The organism is Paenibacillus sp. FSL F4-0097 (assembly GCF_038593125.1).
GTDB classification, from domain to species: Bacteria; Bacillota; Bacilli; order Paenibacillales; family Paenibacillaceae; genus Paenibacillus_AQ; species Paenibacillus_AQ odorifer.
On record NZ_CP151965.1, the window covers coordinates 769,592 to 794,081 of the forward strand.

The 24,490-nt window shown below is 38.9% G+C and carries 15 protein-coding genes; 8 read left to right on the top strand and 7 right to left on the bottom strand.

Going from position 1 to position 24,490, the window contains the following annotated elements:
- Window positions 1–126: 126 nt before the first annotated feature.
- Entirely contained in the window at window positions 127–1,176 is a 1,050-nt protein-coding gene (locus tag MHH86_RS03410) for a hypothetical protein (protein WP_076317070.1), read from the top strand.
- Window positions 1,177–1,417: 241 nt separating this feature from the next.
- Here MHH86_RS03410 and MHH86_RS03415 read toward each other — a convergent pair whose 3' ends face one another.
- Together MHH86_RS03415 and MHH86_RS03420 are read right to left on the bottom strand one after the other, a co-directional pair.
- Complete coding sequence (locus tag MHH86_RS03415) at window positions 1,418–2,647, bottom strand: site-specific integrase (protein ID WP_218640738.1); 1,230 nt, start codon at window positions 2,645–2,647, stop codon at window positions 1,418–1,420.
- 471 nt (window positions 2,648–3,118) lie between these two features.
- Window positions 3,119–3,592, bottom strand: coding sequence for a JAB domain-containing protein (locus tag MHH86_RS03420; protein ID WP_256717394.1), 474 nt, complete (start codon window positions 3,590–3,592; stop codon window positions 3,119–3,121).
- Between the two features lie 260 nt (window positions 3,593–3,852).
- Here MHH86_RS03420 and MHH86_RS03425 point away from each other — a divergent pair, with 260 nt between their 5' ends.
- The 4 genes from MHH86_RS03425 (at window position 3,853) to MHH86_RS03440 (ending at window position 11,191) form a co-directional block, all read left to right on the top strand.
- A complete protein-coding gene (locus MHH86_RS03425) occupies window positions 3,853–4,857 on the top strand; it encodes a hypothetical protein (RefSeq protein WP_179088441.1) in 1,005 nt (334 codons plus the stop codon).
- A 498-nt stretch (window positions 4,858–5,355) separates the two neighbouring features.
- Window positions 5,356–6,852: a class I SAM-dependent DNA methyltransferase gene (locus MHH86_RS03430; RefSeq protein ID WP_076317075.1), complete on the top strand. Its 1,497-nt coding sequence runs from the start codon at window positions 5,356–5,358 to the stop codon at window positions 6,850–6,852.
- A complete protein-coding gene (locus MHH86_RS03435) occupies window positions 6,842–8,104 on the top strand; it encodes a restriction endonuclease subunit S (protein WP_143766159.1) in 1,263 nt (420 codons plus the stop codon). The genes MHH86_RS03430 and MHH86_RS03435 overlap by 11 nt, the downstream gene beginning before the upstream one ends.
- A gap of 15 nt (window positions 8,105–8,119) precedes the next feature.
- Entirely contained in the window at window positions 8,120–11,191 is a 3,072-nt protein-coding gene (locus MHH86_RS03440; protein WP_076317076.1) for a type I restriction endonuclease subunit R, read from the top strand.
- A 58-nt stretch (window positions 11,192–11,249) separates the two neighbouring features.
- Here MHH86_RS03440 and MHH86_RS03445 read toward each other — a convergent pair whose 3' ends face one another.
- Window positions 11,250–13,925 (bottom strand): AAA family ATPase, encoded by a 2,676-nt coding sequence (locus tag MHH86_RS03445; protein WP_076317077.1) that lies wholly within the window; start codon window positions 13,923–13,925, stop codon window positions 11,250–11,252.
- Between the two features lie 976 nt (window positions 13,926–14,901).
- Here MHH86_RS03445 and MHH86_RS03450 point away from each other — a divergent pair.
- Window positions 14,902–15,870 (top strand): phosphotransferase, encoded by a 969-nt coding sequence (locus MHH86_RS03450; protein ID WP_076207560.1) that lies wholly within the window; start codon window positions 14,902–14,904, stop codon window positions 15,868–15,870.
- A gap of 449 nt (window positions 15,871–16,319) precedes the next feature.
- Here the strand turns inward: MHH86_RS03450 and MHH86_RS03455 are convergent, their stop codons facing one another.
- From MHH86_RS03455 to MHH86_RS03470, 4 genes are all read right to left on the bottom strand, one after another.
- Complete coding sequence (locus MHH86_RS03455) at window positions 16,320–18,065, bottom strand: M56 family metallopeptidase (RefSeq protein ID WP_081384436.1); 1,746 nt, start codon at window positions 18,063–18,065, stop codon at window positions 16,320–16,322.
- Window positions 18,066–18,140: 75 nt separating this feature from the next.
- Entirely contained in the window at window positions 18,141–18,740 is a 600-nt protein-coding gene (locus MHH86_RS03460) for a DUF1129 family protein (RefSeq protein WP_076317079.1), read from the bottom strand.
- Window positions 18,734–19,072 (bottom strand): PadR family transcriptional regulator, encoded by a 339-nt coding sequence (locus MHH86_RS03465; RefSeq protein WP_076317080.1) that lies wholly within the window; start codon window positions 19,070–19,072, stop codon window positions 18,734–18,736. The genes MHH86_RS03460 and MHH86_RS03465 overlap by 7 nt, the downstream gene beginning before the upstream one ends.
- A gap of 454 nt (window positions 19,073–19,526) precedes the next feature.
- Window positions 19,527–21,317, bottom strand: a complete 1,791-nt coding sequence (locus tag MHH86_RS03470; protein WP_076142561.1) for a flavocytochrome c — start codon at window positions 21,315–21,317, stop codon at window positions 19,527–19,529.
- Window positions 21,318–21,541: 224 nt separating this feature from the next.
- Between MHH86_RS03470 and MHH86_RS03475 the strand changes: the two genes are divergently transcribed.
- Together MHH86_RS03475 and MHH86_RS03480 are read left to right on the top strand one after the other, a co-directional pair.
- Complete coding sequence (locus tag MHH86_RS03475) at window positions 21,542–23,176, top strand: sensor histidine kinase (RefSeq protein ID WP_179088442.1); 1,635 nt, start codon at window positions 21,542–21,544, stop codon at window positions 23,174–23,176.
- Complete coding sequence (locus MHH86_RS03480) at window positions 23,151–23,933, top strand: response regulator (protein ID WP_076317082.1); 783 nt, start codon at window positions 23,151–23,153, stop codon at window positions 23,931–23,933. Before MHH86_RS03475 ends, MHH86_RS03480 begins: the two co-directional genes overlap by 26 nt.
- Window positions 23,934–24,490: the final 557 nt, after the last annotated feature.

Consider the following 24,490-nt stretch of genomic DNA (forward strand, 5'->3'; position numbering starts at 1 on the left):
CGAAAAAGAAATGAATGGGTCGTTGTAAAATTTTACGACACCCATTGGAGAGATTTGGCGGCGATGAAGATTTAGCAAGTGAATAAGGATGGTAATCTTTCCTCCAAACAAGGGAGGTAACTTAACATGTATTTAAAAAAGAAAAAAGTAAGTTATGAACAAAAGGTTGATTTAGAGACCGGTAAAGTCAAGGAATATGCATCGATTGAATTGGACGAAGATACTGAATTTTCGGTTGGAAGCTGTTTAGCTCGCCTGGAAAGAGAAAAGCAACTGAAAAAGCTTAAATATCGCGAAAAAGGAAAGCAAAAGAAACATTTTGCGCAAACGATGCCAGCTTTTGAGGAAGGTATTGTAGGAAAGTATCCATCCAGGATGCTTGAATGCCTTCTACGTACTTTACCGTATATGAACTACAATGGAGATGACGTTACCAATGCGGACGACTTAATCAAAATTAATGGGTTGATTGCAAATGTTACAGCATTATCAAATCTATGGGGTGTTTCAAGACCGACAGCAATCAAATACATAAATCAATTTGTTGCAGATCATGTCTGGGAAAGGAAATCTCCTGAGGGATTTAACGGGAACGCTTACCGTTTCAAAAAGGATGTTTTTTTAAAGGGGAAAAAATCAGACAAGAAATATTTCAGTAAAAAGATAGTTTTGGAAAACCTCAAAGCCATTATTGAACAGGCTGATCGGGAGAAAATTCGTATTATGACACATCCAAACTCACGGGAAGAAAGGTTATTTGCTGAAAAATTATCCGATTTTTATCCAATTGCATTTCTTGGCGGGCTGATGATTAAAACGCATTACAAGTCGTTTTTTCTAGTGAATAATCATTGTGAAGATGAAATTGTGAAAGATGAAGAAACGGTTATGGACGTTTTAAAATCATCACATAAAAAACGCCGATTCAAATTTTTGAAGAAATATGAAATGTGGAATTTATATTCCAAAACAAAAACAAACAAATTATCATCAGAGCGAAAATTGGAACTCGAAGCATGCATACTAGTGCTAAAGAGAATCAAAGCGTTGGGGAAATGGGAAACAGGAAAAAGTGAATATTTCATTATGAATCCTTCACTCGTATATGCATCACCTAATATGAAATGCGATAATGATTGGTATAATTTTATTTACAGCTTGTTCAATCTTGCGTAATCGAAATAGCAACCTTATGCTAATCGTAAAAAATGAATCGTTCCCTTACTTGAGGGGTGAATGGTTCATTTTTTTATCAAATGATACAGAAATAAATCAACAAAAATCCGTAGCCAATTTTACAGCATTCAACAAAACCCCGCAGCTTCGTTTACACCTTGTTCTTCGTAATCCTAGATGTGATGCGGAGAAGAACGCTGTTGGTTATTCGTAGTTAATTGTGTACCGGTTAAATTATTTTTCAGCCATGCTTATACGGACACGTTGCATCATTGCGCGAGTGCCCCAGCAGTTGAGTCAGATACTGATTGATCAACCATCTTTTTTGGCGTTGTAATAAGGTGGAGTGCTCATATTTGTGTTTCTGAATATTGCTTTTCTTGAACATAGGATTCAGCTTCGGATCAACGTTAACAAAGCGCATGATCTCGGTAACCAATCGTTCTTTGCTCCAGGATTTCAATCGGCGAGTATGCCATAATACTCCAGCCTTTCTAAAATCATGTACGCCGCAATATTTCACTTTACCATAGCTGGCGCAGCTTTTAACAAGTTGTCGTACATGCTTTTCATTCATTCGGTGTCCCCAAATATTGGTTTGATGGTTTGTTAGGAAGGGTTCGATCATTTTTAACTTTTGAAGTGTAGCTTCAGGTACGGGAATTAATCGAGGACGATTATTTTTGTTTTGATTTTTCTTATTCATCACTATACATTGGTTTTCAAAATCAATCTGATCATACGAAATTTTCAGCACTTCGCTGATTCTCGGGCAGGAATATAAAAGGATTTCCAACAATGCATGCTCATAAGGGCTAAAATGCTTTTCGGATTGTCTTACAATTACTTGAGCTTCCCGGAGTGAATAACCAATTCCTCCAACGCTACCGCGTCTTCGATCGGTTTTTCGAGCAATCGGAATCATTTGTCTGTGTTTGTTATTGACTAGATTAGCGTGTCCTTTAATTCCAGTTTTTACGGTTAATTCCGCCATTTTTTTTATGGCACTGGCATAAGCAGAAATGGTTTTCGGGGATCTATTGTTCTCTAATAAAGATTGTATAAAGTGACCAACCATTCGGGGCTTGATGTCTCGTAATTGCTTGACGTTCTCAAAATTTTCGTAGCAATATTTAAGGAAAGTTCGGCATGATCTTTTGTATCGGCTATAAGTTACGGATGACCAAATTCCCTCAACGCCCAAGTTACCGTTACTTCCTTTTCTGGCTTGATGCTTGGTTGGTTTGCCGTAAGAGCTTCGTGTTACCTTCGAGTTGGAAATGAAAATTTTATCCAAATCTGCATGAAGACGTAGTAATTCGTTCCTGCTCTTGCTGGATAAGTGGCTAATCCTTCGCTGCTTATCGGATATTTTCACAGGTTCCTTTCTCTTGCCTCGTTTCTTTTGACCTGTAAAGTGTTGCCCATCATACGTAGGATTCTTTGATAAGGCTCTTTTGAGCTTATTCAATTCCTCATGTTCCATCATAATCACCTCACTTTGAATGGAAGTATAGCAGCTTTTCTGAATTTGTGTGTAAAAGTTGCTTCTCAATGGTATTAGAAACTTCCGACTAAATCATCCCCACTGTCTATCGTAGTAATCACGCATTGCAGTAATAATACCCCCTCTACCTGCCTAATGATGAAATATCGCTGACGCGATACTTCATCAACGCCAGATAAAGGGGGCGTGAAATGTGGTTTTGTCGCTTCACGACAAAACCGCTGAATTTCTTTTTTACGATGATGCAACGCAAAAAAGCACCCAGCCCACTAAGGCTACATGCTGCTTTCATCGAAAGGCTGAACACATTTACTAAAGCAAGAGGCTGCGCCTCCCATTGTTACAAACCTTGCAATTGCAAGGTTATACGTGGCGTGGTGACCATTTTTGTGTTCAAGAGAGAAGGAACTTAAGTGTTCCTCCGTAAATGAGTAATTATATTAGATTGTGTTCCTTCATGCTGTAGTAATTGTCTTCACAAACTATTATTGAATCGATCAGATCAATGCCCAGGATTTGTCCAGCTTGTTTAATGCGTTCTGAGATTTCTAGGTCTGGTTGTGATGGAGTACAATCTGATGATGGATGATTATGTGCGAATATCACACTGGCACTTGAACTTACGATAGCGATTTTAAACACTTCACGAGGATGAACGATAGCTGAATTGAGGCTACCGATTCCAATTGTTTGAATACAGTTAATTTTGTTTTTCGTGTCCAAGCAAATTAGGATACAGTGTTCACGGTCTTCGTCGCCAATAAACTCCTTTGCTATTTCAAAGGCATCTTGTGGATTGCGAATCACATTTGTTCGGTACGATATGGTCGCTTCTTTTACCAATTTCAAGCTAACAACATTCAATTTTTTCATTCTTGATGGTTTTTCAAGTTCTTCGGTTAGTTGCATGATATGCATCCTCCATTTTTTATAGTTATCTTTGATTATTCCGCGAATTATAGATTAGCGGCGCACTTTACTCGTTATAAAACAGGTAAAGCTTGTCCGAAAAATAATCTCCGAACAAATTAAGCGATAATACGCCAGCATTATAGTTTCATACGAATGATTGTCAACAAAAAGATTGACAATCGTATATTTGGTTTTATCATTTAAGCACAGAAAAGAAGGTGATTAATTTGTATCAATTTATAAAAGATTTAGAATCAATGAAGTGCCCTCCACTGCTTGTAAAAGAAAGGGAGCTTTCAGCGGATAGTCAGATTCGTAAGAAGTTTACTCTGGAAGAAGCGGATATTCGCCCAGACTTCGCTAAGGAATATTTAGAACAGGGATACGTGGTCTTTCCTGTTTATCGTGATAGTCGGATACTTCCACTACAGTTTGGGGCGAAATTTTGCGATTATCGAATCATCAACTACGGTGATGCATGCGAAATCATTCAGGAATATGGAAAACTCGAGATGAATCCTCAGGACACACGATATATGAAGCCGTCTCATGATAATCCTAAGTTTCGGTCTTTTCGTTTCTATTATGATAGAACGGAAGGACGGTACAAGCAGGAGAATAGTGAAGCAAAATGGCTGTTAAGGGTAGCTGAGATCAAATCAATCAAAGAAAGTGATACTGTTAATGATTTGGTCTGGATGTTCTATGATTTTTACAGTGATTTTTGGATCGACCGTGTTCGATTCAGAAGCAGATTCAATTTGGATGGCAAGTCGACGCATTTAGATTATATGGACTTTATCTATTATCTTGATTGCCAATTAGAAAATGTAAAGGCGTACACGCTTCTCCTTCGTATCTTCAGCGAGCTTGACGAAGAAGAATACCAACTATCCGTTCAAATGGTAGATTCACTGGAACAACAAATTGAAAACTGCAGACAGTATCTCCACAGTAAAGAGCTGGAGGATAGATTCGACCCGAAGAACGATGCCATGCATGGAAAGACGATCGAGAAACTTCACAAGCATATCAATATTCTTTTTAAACCAGGATATTTCGTTGATCCTTTGAAAGAGAAGCTATATCCGAATATTGGTCAGATTTATGATCGCTTGCAGCTTAGTAGAATTTACAATAGCTTCGAAACGCTGCGTGAGAAACAGCAGAATATTATCATTAAGGCGAAGAAGGCTTTTGAAATCCAAGGTAAAACTGCCTTGAATACATTAACCGACTATCCTGTGTATTTCGTCAACTAAACTAACGAGCATGACTCCTTTCCAGAGCTCTTTTAACAGGGCTCTTTTTCTTTCCATGACTTCTGCACTAGATTGAATTATGGTAAGATAGCAGTATTGTCAGAAAAGGATATTATTTGGAATGGAGAATTTACCTACATGCTACGCTATGAAAAGGTTGACCATGAATTACAGTAAATTATATGCTCCATTTTGACCATAATTATCGCCTTTACATGGATGTCATCGATGGTGAAGCTTACTATGGTGTCTGGAGCAAAATAGTAGAAATGAACCCAATAAGCGGTATATATATATTAGATTACATTACATTACAAGTTGGATCGTTCAGAGCTTGTATGACTTAAAGCCCTCCCTTTTCAGGTCTTTTTCACTATAAGAGCAGCAAAGAATAACTTTCGATAAGAAATAAATGCAATCAGAACAGGTGTTTCCTGACAGATTGAGGTCGCAATACTTTATAATAAATAGAGAAATACACAACGGAGGCATACACGAATGGCAAAAGAAAACTTAGTTACCAGCATGGAAGACAAATTATGGGCAGCTGCGGATAAGCTCAGAGGCAGTATCGCTGCTTCCAAATATAAAGATGTCGTACTCGGCATCATTTTTCTTAAATACATCTCCGACCGCTTTGACCAGCGCTACAATGAGCTGGTTGCGGAAGGTGATGGATTTGAAGATGACCGCGATGAATATGAGCGTTTCAATGTGTTTTTTGTTCCTGAGAAAGCACGTTGGAAATTCATTATAGAGAATGCAACGAAGCCGAATATCGGTCAAGTCATAGATGAAGCTTTTATCGCCATTGAAAAAGAGAATAAAATACTGGCAGGTGTATTGCCGAAAATTTATTCCGGTGCAGATATCGACCAACGTAGAGTTGGCGAAGTCGTGATGGTATTCGAAAACTCCGATACACTTCTAATTGAAGAAGACGCACTCGGTCGTGTATATGAATATTTTCTAGGGAAATTCGCCTTTATGCTTGGTCAAGGCGGCGGAGAATACTATACGCCGAGTAGTATTGTTAAATTACTTATCGAGATGATTGAACCATTTGAGGGTACGATCTATGACCCATGCTGTGGTTCCGGAGGTATGTTCGTTCAAGCACAAAGATTTGTTAAAGCACACGGTGGTAATGCCTTTAACCTGTCTGTATACGGTCAAGAATTGAATGCTGAGACTCGCAGACTTGCAACAATGAACCTTGCTATTCGCAGTATTGAAGCGAATTTGGGCAATACTCACGAGGATACATTCCATGGTGACCAATTCAAAGATGAGAAGTTTGATTATATTCTGGCTAACCCTCCATTCAACATCAGTGATTGGGGACAAGACAGCCTATTGACGGATGCGCGCTGGAAATGGGGCGTTCCAGCAAAAAACAATGCCAACTATGCGTGGCTATCTCATATGCTTACGAAGCTGAAACCGTCTAAAGGCGTTGCTGGTATCGTTTTGGCAAACGGTTCTTTAACTTCCCAAACATCTGGTGAAGGGAATATCCGCGCGCAGTTTATTGAAGAAGATTTGGTAGATTGTATCGTTGCTTTACCTGATAAGCTGTTTTTCACAACGGGTATTCCAGTTTGCTTATGGTTTTTACGTCGCGGTAAGAAACGTAAAGGTGAAGTTCTCTTTATTGATGCGCGTGATAAAGGTACGATGATTAGCCGCAGGCTACGTGAACTTGAAGATTCGGATATTTCACTGATTGCGGAAACCTACCACAAGTGGTTGAATAATGACGGCTATGAAGATGAGATCGGCTTCTGCAAGTCGGCTAGTCTCGAGGAAATTCAGAAGCATGATAATGTCCTGACTCCAGGACGTTATGTCGGTGTGAAAGAGATTGAGGATACCGAACCATTCGAAGGAAAGATGGAGAAGCTTGTATCTGAGCTTGCAGATTTGATGTCGGAGTCTTCTGTATTGGACGAGAAGATTAAGAAAAGTCTGGAGGCAATTGGGTATGAGTTTTGATACAGAAAGAATAGAACACCGACCATTAACGAGTTTATTGAAATTTATAGTAGATAATCGCGGGAAAACAGTACCAACATCAGAGACAGGCATTCCTCTAATTGCGACAAATTGCATTAAAGACAATGAGCTTTATCCTGTATTCGAAAAAATACGTTATATATCCAAAGACACGTACGATAATTGGTTTAGAGCACATCCTATGCCAGGTGATATTATATTTGTGAACAAAGGAACTCCAGGTAGAGTATGCCTTGTTCCAGATCCCATAGACTTTTGCATAGCACAAGATATGATGGCATTACGCGTCGATGAATCTATTATTGATAACAAATACTTATTTGCTGTTCTAAGAAGTCCTCAATTCCAAAACCAGATTAATAATTATCATGTTGGAACATTGATACCACATTTTAAAAAGGGGGATTTGGATAAGTTATTGATTCCGATTCCTTCAATGCAGATACAAAAAAATATTGGGGATTACTACTTCACACTATCTCATAAAATCGAACTCAACAACCGTATGAACAAAGTGCTGGAACAAATGGCTCAGGCGATCTTCAAGCAATGGTTTGTTGATTTTGAGTTTCCGAATGAAAACGGAGAACCCTATAAGTCTAGTGGCGGAGAAATGGTATGGTGCGAGGATCTTGGAAAAGAGATTCCGGTGGGATGGAGGCAAGGGCAGTTAGGAGAAATAGCGACATATAGGAATGAGAATATTACTCCAAATCAAATTCCAGTAGGTACCCCTTATGTTGGTTTAGAACATATTCCACGTAGAAAATTGGATCTAGATTCCTTTGGTGATTCAAGTAAATTAGGGAGCAATAAATCATGTTTTAAAAAGAACGACATTTTATTTGGAAAGCTTCGCCCATATTTTCATAAAGTATCAATAGCCCCCTTTGGTGGCGTGTGTTCAACAGACATTATTCCTATCTATGTGAAAAAAGAACATTATTTCGGACAACTAGCATGTACCTTATTTAGTGATGAACTGATTAATTATGTAACTCAAAGCTCAAATGGTACTAAAATGCCTCGTACAAACTGGAAGGACATATCTCAGTATGAAATTATATTGCCTGATGAACATACGAGTGGGAATTTCACAAATATATTCAGAGATATTGCAGAACAGTTTCAAGTTCACTTTAAGGAGTCTGAAAGATTATTCAACCTCCGCGATACCCTACTCCCCAAGCTCATGTCCGGGGAAATTGACGTGTCCGAGATCGAATTTTAGATTGGCGGTGAAACAATGTTTACCGAAGATAGCTTAGAATCAGTAGTTCTCGAACTACTACGGGATGAGCTTAACTATAAGGTTCAAAACGGCTATGACCTTGTTCGTGACTATCATACGGTTGTTCTAGAAGAGGAATTGCGTGAGGCGCTTTATGTAATCAATCCAACATTGTCATCAGAAGTCATAGAAGCTGCGGTTCGTAAGCTTCTATATATTGACGATGCCAGCCTGGTTTCAGCCAATCAACAGTTTCACCGTTATCTTATTGAAGGTGTTCGGATTGAAGTATATGGGGATGATGTCCCTGCACGTATCGTAAAGGTGATTGATTTCGCCCATCCGAACAACAACAGTTTCATAGCGATTAATCAGTTCACTGTCATTCATAAGGCTGAGAAACGACCTGATGTTGTTTTGATCGTTAATGGCTTGCCTCTAGTCGTTATTGAATTGAAATCAGCGGTTCGAGAGGATGCGACGATCCATGATGGTTATCTTCAAATCAAAACGTACCAAGATATTATCAAGCCGCTATTCCACTATAACGCCTTCAGCATCATTAGTGATGGAGTAAATGCGCGTTTTGGCTCCATTACTGCTGATTATGATCGTTACATGCAATGGAAACAGGTAGATAGCCACTCTCCCATTGTGGATGAAGCGCACATCGCTCAAATTGGGACTTTGATGAAGGGGCTTTTGCATAAAGAACGTTTACTTGACGTTATACGTAACTTCAGCTTCTTTGCCGGAGGCAAAGCTAAAATTATATCTGGCTATCATCAATACTTCGGTATGAACAAAGCAATTAATAGTGTGGTTCGTGCGGTTGACGGGGATAAGCGCGGGGGTGTAGTTTGGCATACGCAGGGGTCAGGGAAATCATTCTCAATGGTGTTTCTATCTGCTGGTCTGATTACTCGCTTGAACAACCCAACTATCGTTGTAGTAACAGACCGCAACGATTTGGATGAACAAATACATGGGACATTTAGCAGCGCGGCAGAGTATCTCCGTCAAGCCCCTGTTCGCGCAGAGTCGCGTGAGAATTTAATCGAATTGCTGGAGAATCGCTCTATTGGAGGTATCTTTTTTACCACAATTCAGAAATTCACCGAGGAAACAGGCTTGCTCTCGAATCGCCACGATATTATTGTTATTGCGGATGAGGCGCATCGTTCCCAATATGGTATAGACCCTGATATCAAAATTGATAAAAAGACTCTTGAAGCCGAGCTTGTTTATGGATACGCGAAATATTTACGAGATGCACTTCCGAACGCGACCTTTATTGGATTTACAGGTACCCCAGTAGACTCTAATGATAAATCGACCATAGGTGTATTTGGTGAACTTATTGATGTATATGATATGACGCAAGCAAAGCTAGATGGTGCGACTGTAGATTTGCATTATGAGAATCGTCTAGCGAAAGTGCATTTGGATGAAGGTATTCTCGACCAGATTGACAAAGAGGTTGCGAGTATTGAAGCGCAAGGTCTTACTCCCGAAAAGATTGAGAAACTGAAAAAAGACCTTGTCACGATGGAAGCGGTCATTGGTGATGAAGATCGGTTGAATTTAGTCGTAGACGATATTCTCACCCATTATGCTATCCGTAAGGATATGCTAAAAGGTAAAGCGATGATTGTTGCTTATTCTCGCAAAATTGCCTACCGCATGTATCAACTCATTAAAGAAAAGTCTCCTGAAATTGGATCCCAGATCGGTCTCGTGTTGAGTGATAGCAACAAGGACACGAATCAGGAAATGAGAGATATTATCGGTAATAAACAACATCGCCAGACGCTAGCCAATCAGTTCAAAGATGATAATAGTGAGTTGAAAGTCGTCATTGTTGTAGACATGTGGCTAACCGGATTTGATGTTCCAAGTCTAGACACCATGTACATAGATAAAATTATGAAAGAACATAATTTGATGCAAGCGATCGCAAGGGTTAATCGCGTTTATAAGGATAAACAAGCGGGACTGATTGTTGATTACATCGGGCTTAGCAAGTATTTGAAGGAAGCGCTTAACACTTATACAAGTCGTGATAAAAACGGTATTACAGAGATTGAAAAAGCTAAGGAAATCCTCATGACGGAAGTAGAAATTCTAGAGGGAATGTTCCATGGATTTGATTTCAGTATATATATGAACGCAACTCCAAAAGAACGATTCGAATTAATTCAAGACGGCGTAGAGCATGTGCTTAAGGAACGAGCGAAAGAAGTATTTCTCAAGCATGTAGCTAGGCTCCAAAGTGCCTATAACATCTGTGCTACTGCTTTAGATTTCACCGTTCGGGTGCAGGTCAGCTTCTTCACGGCGGTAAAATCATTTATCGTTAAGGTCGAACGTGATGGAATGCCGGATGTAGAGGATTTCAAGCGGAAGATTACAGCGATGATTGAGCAAGCCATTATTAAAGATGGCGATGAGGTTGTTTCTATCTCGGCGAAGAAAGAGAAGAGTCTTCTGTCTGTCGAGAATCTGGAAAAAATCATGGCAATGAAGCGAAGAAATGTCGCAGCAATAATCTTAAAGAAGCTGATCGACGATAAAATAAAATGGTTCGAACAGACTAATATAGTTAGGTCTGGATTTTTTTCTGAGAAGCTTAAGAATATTGTGGAGCGGTACAATCAGGCTGAAGACATTGACGTGTTAATTACTCAGATGATTGATATCGCCAAAGAAATTGAGTCCGCAATCAGCGAAGGTATCGATATGCGGTTGTCGCCTGAAGAACAAGCTTTCTATGACGCTCTAGCAAGACCTGAATTGGTTAAGGAACATTATCAATCTGATGTGCTTCGGGAGATGGCGAAAAATCTTATTCAATTGATCTCTGAGAACAAGACACCAGATTGGTACAAAAGAAATGATGCCAAAGCAAACATGCGCTCACTTATCAAACGCTTGCTTAAAAAATACAAATACCCGCCTGATGAAATTCCAGAAGCGACAGAGCTTGTTATTAAACAGGCGGAGTTACAGATGAAGTATAATTTATATGAAACAAGCTCGAATAAATATACTCATTCCATAGCTGCTGAAAGTAAGGGCACATATTAAATATAAAGGAACCAGTAAGCAGGGAATCTATTGATTCATCCAGCATACTGGTTCTTTGTCATACTGCCTTTGCTTCATTCTCGAGAATTTCTATGTATTCATAGATCTTCTTCACTAGTAGAGAATCAAATTCATACAATTCTTCCTCTTCGTGTGTTCCTTTATTTAGGTAGTTCCATGCAGTATTATTTGTTGTTTCAAGTCCGGTTAAGTAGTCATATGTTTCTATGATACGATCAAATTTCAAGATACCTTCCTTCTTTTTTAGGTCTTTCATTAATTTAGAGAGACCTTGTGCAGCTGACATAGTATCTGGCATACCTTTTGGATGACGGATTTGTACCGAAATCAAAGTGTTATATGATTTCCCTAGTCGTTTCCATAATGAGCTATTAATATTTTCCAATGCACTCCTACAATAACGTAGACAATCCCGTTTCTGTGATCTATCTAAGAAAGTTTTTGCATTGGTGAGATAATGGGAGGTAGAAACAGTATCTGTCCGGATAACTCTATTCTCTGGAGGGAGAAAAGTAACTCTACTAATTAATTTATTATGTTGCTTTTTCGCAACTTGATTTTCCAGGTCCTTAATGAATTCTTCAGCGTGCGAAGTGAGAATTATTTGTTTGTTGTTTAATAGTGGGCTATTAAATAGTAACTCTCTTATTCCTCCCCGATGGTCATCATCAATAGCATTGACAACATCATCAAAAATAATAATATTGATGTTGTCTCTTACGATTTTAGATAACAGTAAAGATAACCCAAGGCATCTTACATGCCCCTCACTTAATACGTGTAAAGCATCAACAGCTTTAGTTGGATTATCCTTGAAATAAGCATTAATTCTATCATCTGGTTTTACTGGTAATTCGATTTTTTCAAGTAATTCGAAATCTGCGTCGTGTTTATTAATTTCATTATAAAAGTCTCGTGTGAGATCATTCATATTGGATATCAACTTAACTGGTAACTCCGAGTTGTACGTCTTCAATTTTGCTAAAGTTGATTTATATGCAATAACAAACTGCTTATTTATCGCGATTTGTTTTTTTTCAGCTTCAACCTCACGTATTAACTCTTTATTTAATATGTCAAAATTTCTTAGCCTTACTTCAGCATCCCTTATTAAACTTTGATAGGTACTTTCTTTTGTTTTGATAGCCTTTAACTTATCTGAAATTATTTGTAAGTTATTTTTTTCTTCTTGAAGAATAGTTTTTCTATGGATAGAATTCTCAAATTCTAAATTCTTGAATTGAAGCAATTTCTCAATTGCTTCGAGTGATTCCTTATTACGTTTGACCTCGTTTACGAGTTCTTCGACATTTACTAATTTATCATTTATATTGTAATGTTTCAGTTCTTTTGATAATAAATCTTGGGTAAAACTAAATTGTGCGGATAAACTAAGCTCTTTTGCGTATTTGATTTTAAGTTGTATATCAGCTAAAAGCTTTATGGTTTTGGAGATGATATCTTCGGAGATTAATTTTATTTTGTCCTCCATTTGTGATAACTTACTTAGTTCGGATAACTTTTCTACTGCATGGTCAAATGGATTTAATAGAGTAGTAGTAATAGGAGTATCGCAAGCAGGACATTTGTTTTCTGATATCTTTCTCAGTTCATTTACGGCTGTGAAAAGTTGTTTAAAGCTAATTTGGTCTTTAGATTTATCTAAACTTTCTTTTAACTGCTTATATTCATTTAAAGATAAAAGTAATTTATCATTATCTCCAGTCATATTTATTAAGCTGTTACTTTCGTAACGGATAGAACTCATGTTTTGTATTTCATTATCAACATCGAATAGTCTACCTTTTTTAGTTTCATCTCCATGAATATAGATATCCAATTCATGAAAAGTCATTTTTAATTTACTTTCTGTTATAAGACGTTCTTTTTCGCTGGATAGATTGGAGAGTTCATTCATATTCTTCTCGATATTTGTTCTATCTAATTCTGTTTCTCTTGTTTTTTGAGCTAATTCTTTGTGCTTTACGCCATCTTGTTCATTTATATTAATATAATTTTCTATGTTTTCTGTAAAGCCAGAAACGTACGAATTGAAGTCCTCTAATCCCAATAATACTGATAACAATTGCGTTTGGTTTGAAGGAGTGTTTGCTGATATCCTAGCAAACCCATCAATCCTGTTTTTTTCAATAAAACAAAAGTGATAAGAGTTGGGGGATGCAGTCACTAATAATTCCTTATCATTGTTATCAATTACAGTTAGTTTAGGAGTCTGACCTTTACCTGTAATAGAATTAATAATATATTTATTTGAATCGTACCGTTTTGATTCGGCTTCACTTAAATATCCCAGTAAAGAGTATTCGAGTGCTTCGCAAAAGCTTGTCTTACCTGTTCCGTTGGATCCAAAAATTAGTGTATAAGGTTTTGGAAATTCATGTGAAAAGACTTGAGAGAATCCTCTGAAATTTTCAATTTCAATTTTTTTTAGTTGCTTTATTGGAAATGAGGTTGTTTCACTATTGGAATTTACAATATTCAATTGATCTGAAACATTCAACCATTCGCGTATAAGTAAATCTTTTAGTAGTTTTGCACGCCTATTACCACCAGAAGTACCTACTTCTGCAATTTCATTAAATTTCTCGAAAACTAGGTTAATAAATTTAATCTCATCGGAAGAATACAGACTGGATTCATTACTAAGCACAAAGTTTTGAAAATCATTCTTTAATTTTGTATATTTACTCAAACAAGATCACACCTCGCTTTAAGAAATTTGTATTATTTTGTAACCTCCTCATTATACAAATAATAGCTAGAAACATCCATCACTTATCAAAGGACCATTTAAAGATAAAATTCCCCTCATCTAAATATGGTAACTTTACTGTAACAAAGCGGTAACAAAATACCGATAATGAGCCAGATTTAGTAGTAACCAGAAATAACACAAAACGTCAAAAATCGATACAATACAAGGCTTCTAAGACTTTTCAATAATCAGAAATAACTAACGGCGAACACTGGCAGTGTAGAAGTCAGAACATAAAAGCAGTGATTGATATTCGCATTATGCTACCGTTCGCCGCTCCGACTCGTTCATATCAAATTAGGTATGTTGCCGTAAATCTGCCGCAAAAATTCGTAATAAAGTATGATGATTTAAGAGAATACCGATTATAGAGAAGCTAAATAGCTGGATATTACGCGGTTGTAGGCTATTATCACAGAAGGTATAATAACAGGGAAGGTTCCCGCATACGGTGCACGTGGAGTCGGTGGCAGTGTTGGTCAGGAAAGACTAATAGTTGAGGTGTATTGGTAGATATAGCAAAGGGTGGGGAGGAATCCCTACTCTTTTTTATTTATATATGAAAATGTGGCAGGGGAGCATCGATCCGTAAGCCTAACTCAAACCGCCATATTAAAAAACAAACCCATGTTGATGCGTCAGCATATAACATAAAATCAATAAGACAGGAGTGCTTGTCAGTACATTTAATGCAGGATGGATGCACCGCTGGAGAAATCACTTAAAGTAATTTTTTACCATACAGCGGTTATATTTTATGATAACCTATTGGTGGAAGTTATTTCTTACCGAAAATGATGGAAGGGGTGACGTGTTTTGATAAGGAAGGATAATCAAAATTGTATGTTTATGAGAGGGCTTGCCTCTTAATGGAGTTTAGTCCTCTTATAAATAACGGGAGGAAAACATCGAAATGATGAAGTTAAGTAACATGGTTAGAGGTTTAGCTTCAGATGCCGTTGCAAAAAGTCTTATTCAAAATTGGGAGCATGACGAAGGTACATTAACATTCTGGCGTGCCAGTTCCAACTTCGTATATGCTTTCGAGAATAAGCAGGAGAAATATTTTTTGCGGTTCAGCTATGATCAAGAAAGTTCTATCGAACAAATTACAGCAGAGCTTGAATTCATGGAATATTTGAAATCTAATGATTACCCTTGTGTTTCTCCTATTCTTTCAGTAAACGGAAAGTATATTGAAACAGTACTGAAGTCAGAAGGAACATATTTTGCAGTTGTGTTTAGTTCAGCCCATGGCAACACATTGGATGAGAACATAACCGAGGTGCAGTGCGAGGACTGGGGACGGTCACTTGCTTCTTTGCATCAATTATCGAAGGTGTACGAGCCTGTTAGTACGAAGCGATTCAATTGGCAGGATATACTATGGAAGATTGATGTTATGTTACAAGCCTACCCAGATGAAAAAGAAGCAATTGAGGAACTTGATATACTTACTGAACGGCTTCAATCATTCCCTATTTCAAACACCAATTATGGAATAATCCATTATGATTTTCAACTGGACAACATATTTTATGAAGAGAATAATCGTGTGTTCAGTGTTATTGATTTTGATGATGCTGTTTATAGTTGGTACGCTCTCGACATTGTAACTGCACTTGATGATTTTCTTGGAGATGATATGAATTTGGTTCACTCTCAAGTGAAATCGTTTCTTAAAGGTTACAGTTCAGTATTTCCGCTGAACAATGAGGATATTAACCAGTTTTCGTATTTTCAAAGGCTAATGAAGTTATATAGGTTCTCGAAATTGTTATGGTCGTTGGAAGGCTCCGAGGTCGTGGATGCACCAAAGTGGCTTGATGATGTAAAGTTAAAGTTCGCTCGTGTTAGAGACGAATTGAGACGGGGATTTTAAGAACAAGACTGAGTAAATAACAAACAAGATCCTCCAAGTGTAATGCAAGGTGGATCTTGTTTATTTTAGTTCTGTTAAACTATATTGCTCATTTTTTGAAGAATAGGTAGAAAGTGCAATAAAGGTTGGAGTGAAAACAATGCATGTGATGACGGATAGATTAATAATTCGAATATTAGTGTCATGAAATATATACCTGAAGGGGTTTTTGACGAAGAGACAGTCAAAGAATTTATAAAGAATCCAGAAATTTCCTTGTCGTATTAAAGGATAATGGAAGGTTATTTGTCATATTGTTTTTCATGAATACTTTGGTGAGCATACATATGAAATTGAATGGGTACTCAGGATTTCCTCGTTGCTTACGTCTAGCATGGCGAATTTCGTTAACTCCGCCTTGAATTTCGATATGGGTCATTCGAGGCATCGTCCATTGTGTAGAACATTGATCACTTTGTAAATGATTCCTTAAATCGGTCGATCCACCAACGTCTACGAATTTCTTTTCCCCATTTATGACCATAAACTCTTAATGTATATATTCGCCAGTACATAGGTGGGTGATCCATCATTTGAAATTCCAAGAACCTTAAGAACCTAGGTGACCTTGCAAGAGAGGACTTTATTTCTTTCAGATCATTTTTCTTCATACTATACTCTGCTGTTTTCTTCATCGCTTCATCTTGAGATGTAGCAAGAGTTGCTAAGCTATTAGCCATTTGCAGCGTTCCTCCATCAAGAAATGAAGCGCCTAGATGATCTGCCCTTACTTCCATCAATTGAGAACAAAATGATTGAAATAATGGAAATAGAATTACGAGTAACCAAACTAAAAAAAATAAAGGAATAGCAAAAGCTTCAACATCAGAAATTTGTTTGAAGATAAATAAAAGTGAAACAACCACAATTAACATTAATAGAACTCTATACAGTTGCCCAAACAGGATATCTCTCTTCTTTACATGAACTGCTTCGTGGGCTAATATCCCTTCAATAGCATCTATGGGCAATTTTAATGTAGCGGTTGTTAAAGTTACCATTGACCGTCCAATATTCATACCTGTTGCTAGTCCATTGTATTGTGCGGAATCAGTCTCATAAACTTTCACGTTTGGAATATTAGCTTTAGCAAATACCTTTTTAGCTACTGATATCACTTCAGGATCGGTTGCAAGTTTAGCATCCATGGCAACCTTTAGTACACGATCAGATATATATATATTAAATAACCAATAAACAATCGCTATACTAACCATCAACCACGCAGGAGTTCTAAAGTAATATAGGAGCAATATCATCCCAGTATAAGCGGATACCCCCTTTACTGTTATAGCAAAATAGAACTTGCCAAGAAGCCGTTTGATATTCCTTTTATGATAAAATGGCAGAATGTAAAGCTCATTTTCAATAGTGTTTTCAAATTTGGTTCCCGTTCCCAATTCAGTTTTCCACTTTTCTGTTTCTTTAATTGTCAGGTATATTGTTTCTCCTGGTAATTGAAGTCGTAATACTTTGTTAAAGCTAGTTGTAAAGTCGGTATTTGATGTGAAGAGGGTAAGATATGGATGAAGTTTTAACAGGTCTACTGTTGATTCGATAGTTATCTCCTGTATATCTTTGATTGAAAATTTTCTTGAGTCCAAGCGGGAAATGATATATAAGTTTCCTTGTTGTTTAGAAAAATACAGGCTAGTTGTAAAATAGATCACAAGACGTTTGATCATTTCGGTAATAGCAATGAGCAGCCCGTATACAATAAAGTATTTTAATGGGCTATTTTCGGGTCCATATATCAAATATAAGAAGGCACCAGTAAATACAAGGATTGAAATTCCCAATTCCCCAAGCATCCGTTGATTATTTCGAATAATTCCTATTTCCTCGACTTCTAGTTGGATGACTTCTTCCTTTAACTCTCCAAACTTCCCCTGACCCGTCATTAAAAGAGACATCGATAAGTACCCAGCCGAAACAAACGCAAAATAAATGAAGCCTTCTGGAAAGCCCTGTTGATAGAAGATAAATCCAATTGCTAAAATAGCTCCGGTAATTTCACTTGCATAACCAAATTTACTACTCGATCTTCCAGTTAAGACGCCAACCATATAAATAATACAACCTAGTAATAGATATAACATAGTTTCAAAGATACTTGGGAACATATAGTTACCTACAATTCTAATTAATTTTCTCATTGATCTTAATGATTAACAGATGAGTGTGTTCTCGTTCTAACTAGCGTAGTAGCACTCTTTGCTTTATTGTGTCGGTCAACGTTTCTTTTTCACAAATGTACCAAATAACGAATAGAGAATGATAACAAGGCTGACCGTAGCGGTAATATAAGCAGCGCCATCATGAAGAACGAGATGTGGTCTAGCAGGCAGAATACGATCGGACACAAGAAAGAATCCAACATATACGAGTATAATGACCATTCCTAGTCCGTAAATCATCCAGAAGGATTTGTGCTTTGAGGAGAAAGAGCCAGCACGAAGAATGGTAAATAAAACATAGGACAGGGCTAGTGAGAGTGCTAGATATACGATATTCTCGTATAGCGGAATCGTTAGTTCTCCGCTGAAACCGTTTAGAAAACGCCAAATAAGAAGCAAAGGGACCATAGGTGCAATTGTTTTTATTTGTTCCCATTTCGATGATTTGGGAAGCTCCTGAATGATCTCATTACAAAAGGACTTGGGATCTTGGCCAAATACTTGTTCGAATGATTTCCCCTCCCGCTGAGCCGTTAATAAATGATCTTCGAGTTCCATGAGGATCTCACTAGCGCTGGTATCCGATACGGCAGAGTTGCTCTGAATGTAGAATCTCATTTCGTTTAAGAGGGATTTGTTTTTTTCGTTCAGCATTTCGCACCATCCTCTTTTTTTATAATACTGTTTACCGCATTACTTAGTTCGTTCCAATTTCCACGGAATAATTGAAGCTGCTGTTCTCCTTTTAGGGTTAGGCGATAGTATTTGCGGTTAGGCCCCGATGCAGAGGGATGTAGTGTACTTGCTACAAAATTTTCTTTCTCCAGACGAAGTAAGAGGGGATAGATGCTCCCTTCCTTTGCGAACACGAAGCCACTAAGAGCAAGCTTTTCCATAATTTCATATCCGTATGTTTCCTCTTCATCAATGATTGCAAGAAGACATCCCTCAAGCACCCCTCTAACCATTTGAGTGAACACGTGCATTCCTCCAATTGTAGCCTCTAGCTATATTGTTCAACAAGGTACTGAGTAAATAAATAGGTAGCTTGTATTGCAAGCTACCTATTAAATACTATCCAATTGTTACTTGTAATGCAAGTCAAGATATTATCATTTGAGGAATATGTTTTTTGGAAAGTTACTTTATTTCGTTAATAATAGAACATACTGTAGCAATTGACGAGCGTAGCCCCTAGGCTCCGCTATAAAAAAAATCGTGAAGATCATCGTGGTCACACTTTTGGTCACAGTGCTTATTTTTTTCATGACGATGACACGAATACATAAATAAACCGCCCTGTTCGCAATGTTGCTAACAGGGCGGTTTGCTATGTCATAGAGGGCAGCTTGAAAGTTAGCAGTCAACCGGCACTCTACAAGTTATCTTGCACGTTTTTAAGTCTACCTTATTAATAGAGCAGTTACACAAAAAATAAGATTACTCTGCTACAACTTGTTTGCCTGCAATCCGGCCGAATGTGAAGATATCAGCGATGGCATTACCGCCAAGACGGTTTGCACCATGAATGACCCCTGTTACTTCACCTGCAGCGAACAGCCCAGGGATGACCTCGCCTTTTTCATTCAATACGCGAGTCTTCTCGTCGATCACCAAGCCGCCCATTGTATGGTGAACGGAGGGTACAGCTTTTTCGATGTAGTAAGGGCCTTTTTCAAGAGATTTCAATCCACCGCGATGTTTGAAATCAAGGTCATTACCTGTTTTCGCATAATCATTTACTTTATTAATCGTTTCTTTCAAAGTGTTCACGTCGATTTTGAAGAAATCAGCTGCCTCCTCAATCGTATCGGCTTTAAAGAGCAAGCCTTGTTTAACGAGTTGATCGTATTCGTCTTGATGAACTTCTATCGTTTTACCGATATCCTCAATACCTTGGTTCCATAATTGATACGTATATCCGCCCGTTTGGGCAAGAATTGCTTTAGAAATAACGTCTCGACGTTCTAATTCCTCAACGAAGCGCTTGCCTTCTTGGTTAATCAGGATCGCACCATCGAAGCGGGAATCTGCAACCAGGGAAATAACACCTGTCTCAGGATTACAGATTGGATACGTTTGAATACTCTCCATGTTTGTCAGTTTGGCGCCAATCGTTTCTGCCATAACGATACCGTCACCTGTAGATCCTGGTGTATCGGTAGACATATATTTTTCATCCATTTTAGGGTTATACTTCTTACGCATCTCTACATTGGATCCAAAACCACCGGTAGCGATGATGACGCCTTTGTTCGCATGGAATGTGATCTTGTCGCCAGTACCCGAAGTCGCAGTTACACCTGTTATTTTGCCGCTTTCGTCCTTCAGCAAGGTTTCGGCTTTCATATTCGTTTTGATCGTGATTTGATCAGCGTCTGTTTTGGCTTTTAACTTAGTAATCAATTCAACACCTGTATGACCTACAGGAATCAACGCACGTTTTCTGGAATGGCCTCCAAATTGGAACAGATGATCAGGTAAGAACTCTACCTTGATATCATCGCGCAGCCATTCGGCAGATGCTAGAGCATTGTCGGCAAGAATACGAACCATCTTTGGATCCCCGAGGTTGTCTCCGCCTTTCATCGTATCATCATAGAACAAGTCAGCCGTGTCATCAGTGATGCCAAGAGCACGTTCAACCCAGTTGTCCGGCGCATTCATCTCACCACCGGAGATCAATGTGTTGCCGCCAACAGCTGGCATTTTCTCGAGCAGAACTACATTAGCTCCAGCGCTCTTCGCTTCGATAGCCGCACTAAAGCCAGCACCCCCGGCACCGATGACGACAACATCATAGGTTTGCTCGACTTCTTCTTTGTCTTTGCTTCCACTGACTGCAGCGCCAGCGACAAGGGTAAGTCCAGACTTCGTAATTGCATCTTGAATGGCTTCGAGATATCCTTTGCTTGTAACTGTAGATCCGCTAATGGCATCAACTTTTGCGCTGTTAGTTGCCATGACATCTTGCTTGAGCTGCGTATAAACAGGTTCTGCAAGTACTTCATTTTCCTTATGCTCTGTCACTTTAATGTCAGTGATCTTGTTATCTAATAAGGAGACTTGTACTTTAATATCGCCATGTTTACCTTGCCCAACTCCTTCAAAGACTTGAACTCCGTTTGCATCTGCAGCGGGTTCTGCATCTTTACCGCCGCAGGCAGCAAGCGTGAACATAAGACTGAGGACTAGTAGAATAGATAACAGCTTTTTCGTGTGAGTTCGCATAATATCTCCTTCATTCTGTTGTGAATTGGTTACATACACTAGGGAGAGGAAGATTTGCTAGACAAATCCTTTATCTCTAGCCTAGACATGAATGGTGTTTCATGTGAAAATATGCACAAGACCTATTATAGATTTAGTACAGCATTATGTATTTGCACAGATTAGTGTTTTTTTGTCTTTTTCGGGCATGTAAGAAACGGATATTGTGAAGGGCTATGATTACAATGAAATCAATTCACTTAAAAATTACATTAATCGCAGGAAGCTGCTTCTTGCTGCTGTTTATTGCATTGCTTGTAACAATATATTTGGAGATGAACCATACGGTTGTCCCTTTGAATAAGAATTTAACGCAGCAAGTGGTTAATGCACGCAGCGACCAGATCGATTATTGGTTTAATCAGCGCATCGGTGAGATAGACATGCTTGCTTCTCTAGCTTCGGACCATCATTGGACACGAGATGAATTGCTGCAAGAGATCGATAAGTTCGAGGCGAAGAAGCAAGTAGAGTACGAATCCATACGAGTGGTGGATATTCACGGAAATTCCTGGTCAGCAAAGGACAAGCCTTTTTCGATACTAAACCGACCCTACTATCGAAAACTGCTGAATTCAGATACCAATTATGTGGTGAGCAATCCGATCGTATCCAAAGCGAATGCAGCCGAAATCGTCGTCATTCTTTATCGCGTGAATCCATCGGTGAATGATGAGGTAGCTTATATTGCCGCAGCCGTCTCCGTCAAGAAGATGAGGGAGATTGCTCAAGATGTAATGCTATATGACCAGTCAGGCCAGCTTATCGTCGATTGCAGAGAGCTGGGTGAAGAAGATGGAGCGGAGGAGGCAGCAGATAAGAAGAACATGAGTGTATTTGAGGCTCCAATTCAAAATGTGGAAGGCTGGAAGTTAGTACTCAAAGTACCGAATTCAAGTCTATCGTTAGCGGTGATCAAAACCCAGCGGACTGCATTGCTGGTAGGTGTTCTTATCGGTAGTGCGTTTATCGTCTTTCTGGTGCTGCTTGCTTCTTCCATTATTCGTCCAATTCAGTCGCTTCGCCAGGTAATGGAAAATGTGCAGAACGGCAACCAAACCATACGAGCAGATGTTACGCGCTCGGATGAGATCGGCGATCTTGGACGAAGCTTCAATGACATGCTTGTTCAATTATACGCTGTGGAGCAGGACCGAAAGGAGATGGAACTCAGACTGATTCATGAGCAGATCAAGCCGCACTTTTTATACAACACATTGGATACGATCCAGTGGATGGCAACGGAACATGGAGCAGACAATGTGGTGGAGATGGTGGAAGCGCTTAGCGCGTATTTCCGATTAGGGCTTGGCACAGGCAGTCCCTACATTCTGCTTGATCAGGAGTTGTATCATGTCGAGAGTTATCTTCATATTCAAGGTGTGCGATATGAGGAGATTCTGGACTACGAGCTTCGATATGATGAAAAGCTTGCTCAGTGCCAAGTCGTTCGCTTCATGCTGCAGCCTTTGGTGGAAAATGCGATTTATCACGGGATTAAGCCACTTGGGGATCAAAAGTGCAAAATTTCGATTACAGCATATAAACAGGCCGATTATTTGGTCATTAAGGTTGAAAATAATGGGGTTATGATTCCCGAAGAGAAGCTTGAACAGATGAATCAAGCCCTTCTTGATGATACATATGATCGTTCTGCCACAGGCTTTGGGCTATACAGTGTAAACCATCGCATTCGACTAGCTTACGGAGTGCCATATGGCCTTGCAGTGAAGAGCGAAGATGGCATTACCGTTATGGTCATTCGAATACCTTTGGACGGGGAGTGGAATGAAGATGTGGAAGATTGTCATCGTCGATGATGAAACGATCATTCGCAAAGGCTTGCGACAATACATTGAGGAGAGTCCGTATCTTTTTGAGGTTGCAGGAGAAGCGAAAAGTGCAAACGAAGCATTGAATATGGTGGAGGAAGCCCCACCACATGTATGTCTTGTGGACATCAACATGCCGAATATGAATGGGCTCGATCTGATGAATATATTGCGCGAACGCTGCCCGTCGGTTCTGGTTGTCATCATCAGCGGGTACGATAACTTTGAATATGCGCGTCAAGCCGTGCAACTGCAAGCATTCGATTATGTATTGAAACCTGTGCCGAAGAGTGATCTGAACAAGCTGCTTCATCGGATCGATGAGCATCTTCAGGCAAAATATCCTTTGCATTCACATGAAGGCAGGGTGGATAAAGAGCAGGAGCTTCCCGGGTATACAGGGGATGGAACAGTGCTTATCCAAAAAGTGACCGAGTATATTGACAGTCATTATCAGGATCCGGAGCTGTCTATTACTCGAGTAGCAGCGCTATTTCATATCAACCAAACCTATCTTAGCAAGCGAATGAAGCAAGAAATCGGTGCTTCATTCCTTGACTATGTCACCGAGCTTCGGATATCGAAGGCGAAGGAGATTCTGGATGACGTAATGCCGAATATCAAAATCGGGGATCTGGCCGTGAAGGTAGGGTATAAGAGCCAGTACTATTTTAGTCGTGTGTTTAAAAATAGAGTCGGCTCAAGCCCCTTAGAGTACAAAAAGCATCCGTTCGGTTATGGGTAGGAGGGCTATTCTCGTCCCTCTGCAGCATGCCATAGATGCTATGCTCGGAGTCGCCTTCTATCAAAACGGTTGGATTTTAAACATGAGCGAGAAGATGAAGTTAAAGCATCCGATTGTGCAATATTTTTATGAACTAAGGCGTAGTACATTATAAAAATAAATAAATTCATTGAATATTCAAGAGCAGATAAAATGTCCGGAAGTGTCTTAGGGCTCCTCATATAAGTTTGTTCACACTGTCTACCCACGCATGTGGAGAGTGTCGCTCTACTGGTAAGGAAGGATACAGTGCTATGAGATCCTTATATTTATTGGACTTTACGGACAACTATGAGAAAAAATGTTGTTAAAGGAGATGGCATCATTGCCGTCTCTTTTTTGTTTCACTTTTTTAGTATTGCTCTGACTCTGGTTCCCGCTACGGCATCCTACGATCACAAGCATGAAAGACTGAACGGGAATTAGCATTGATGCTACTTTGTTTATATGTTTAATGCCTCTCTACTCTGTTAGGTGACGGGCATCATAGACGTACTTACGTGAGGTTGCTACGATGT

Excerpts from the sequence above, each read along its gene's own strand:
- MHH86_RS03425 (WP_179088441.1), top strand. The coding sequence starts at position 3,853 with ATGAAGTGCCCTCCACTGCTTGTAAAAGAAAGGGAGCTTTCAGCGGAT.
- MHH86_RS03410 (WP_076317070.1), top strand. The coding sequence starts at position 127 with ATGTATTTAAAAAAGAAAAAAGTAAGTTATGAACAAAAGGTTGATTTA.
- MHH86_RS03440 (WP_076317076.1), top strand. The coding sequence starts at position 8,120 with ATGTTTACCGAAGATAGCTTAGAATCAGTAGTTCTCGAACTACTACGG.
- MHH86_RS03460 (WP_076317079.1), bottom strand. The coding sequence starts at position 18,740 with ATGCTGAACGAAAAAAACAAATCCCTCTTAAACGAAATGAGATTCTAC.
- MHH86_RS03455 (WP_081384436.1), bottom strand. The coding sequence starts at position 18,065 with ATGAGAAAATTAATTAGAATTGTAGGTAACTATATGTTCCCAAGTATC.
- MHH86_RS03430 (WP_076317075.1), top strand. The coding sequence starts at position 5,356 with ATGGCAAAAGAAAACTTAGTTACCAGCATGGAAGACAAATTATGGGCA.
- MHH86_RS03480 (WP_076317082.1), top strand. The coding sequence starts at position 23,151 with ATGTGGAAGATTGTCATCGTCGATGATGAAACGATCATTCGCAAAGGC.
- MHH86_RS03435 (WP_143766159.1), top strand. The coding sequence starts at position 6,842 with ATGAGTTTTGATACAGAAAGAATAGAACACCGACCATTAACGAGTTTA.
- MHH86_RS03470 (WP_076142561.1), bottom strand. The coding sequence starts at position 21,317 with ATGCGAACTCACACGAAAAAGCTGTTATCTATTCTACTAGTCCTCAGT.
- MHH86_RS03420 (WP_256717394.1), bottom strand. The coding sequence starts at position 3,592 with ATGCAACTAACCGAAGAACTTGAAAAACCATCAAGAATGAAAAAATTG.
- MHH86_RS03465 (WP_076317080.1), bottom strand. The coding sequence starts at position 19,072 with ATGCACGTGTTCACTCAAATGGTTAGAGGGGTGCTTGAGGGATGTCTT.
- MHH86_RS03450 (WP_076207560.1), top strand. The coding sequence starts at position 14,902 with ATGATGAAGTTAAGTAACATGGTTAGAGGTTTAGCTTCAGATGCCGTT.
- MHH86_RS03475 (WP_179088442.1), top strand. The coding sequence starts at position 21,542 with ATGAAATCAATTCACTTAAAAATTACATTAATCGCAGGAAGCTGCTTC.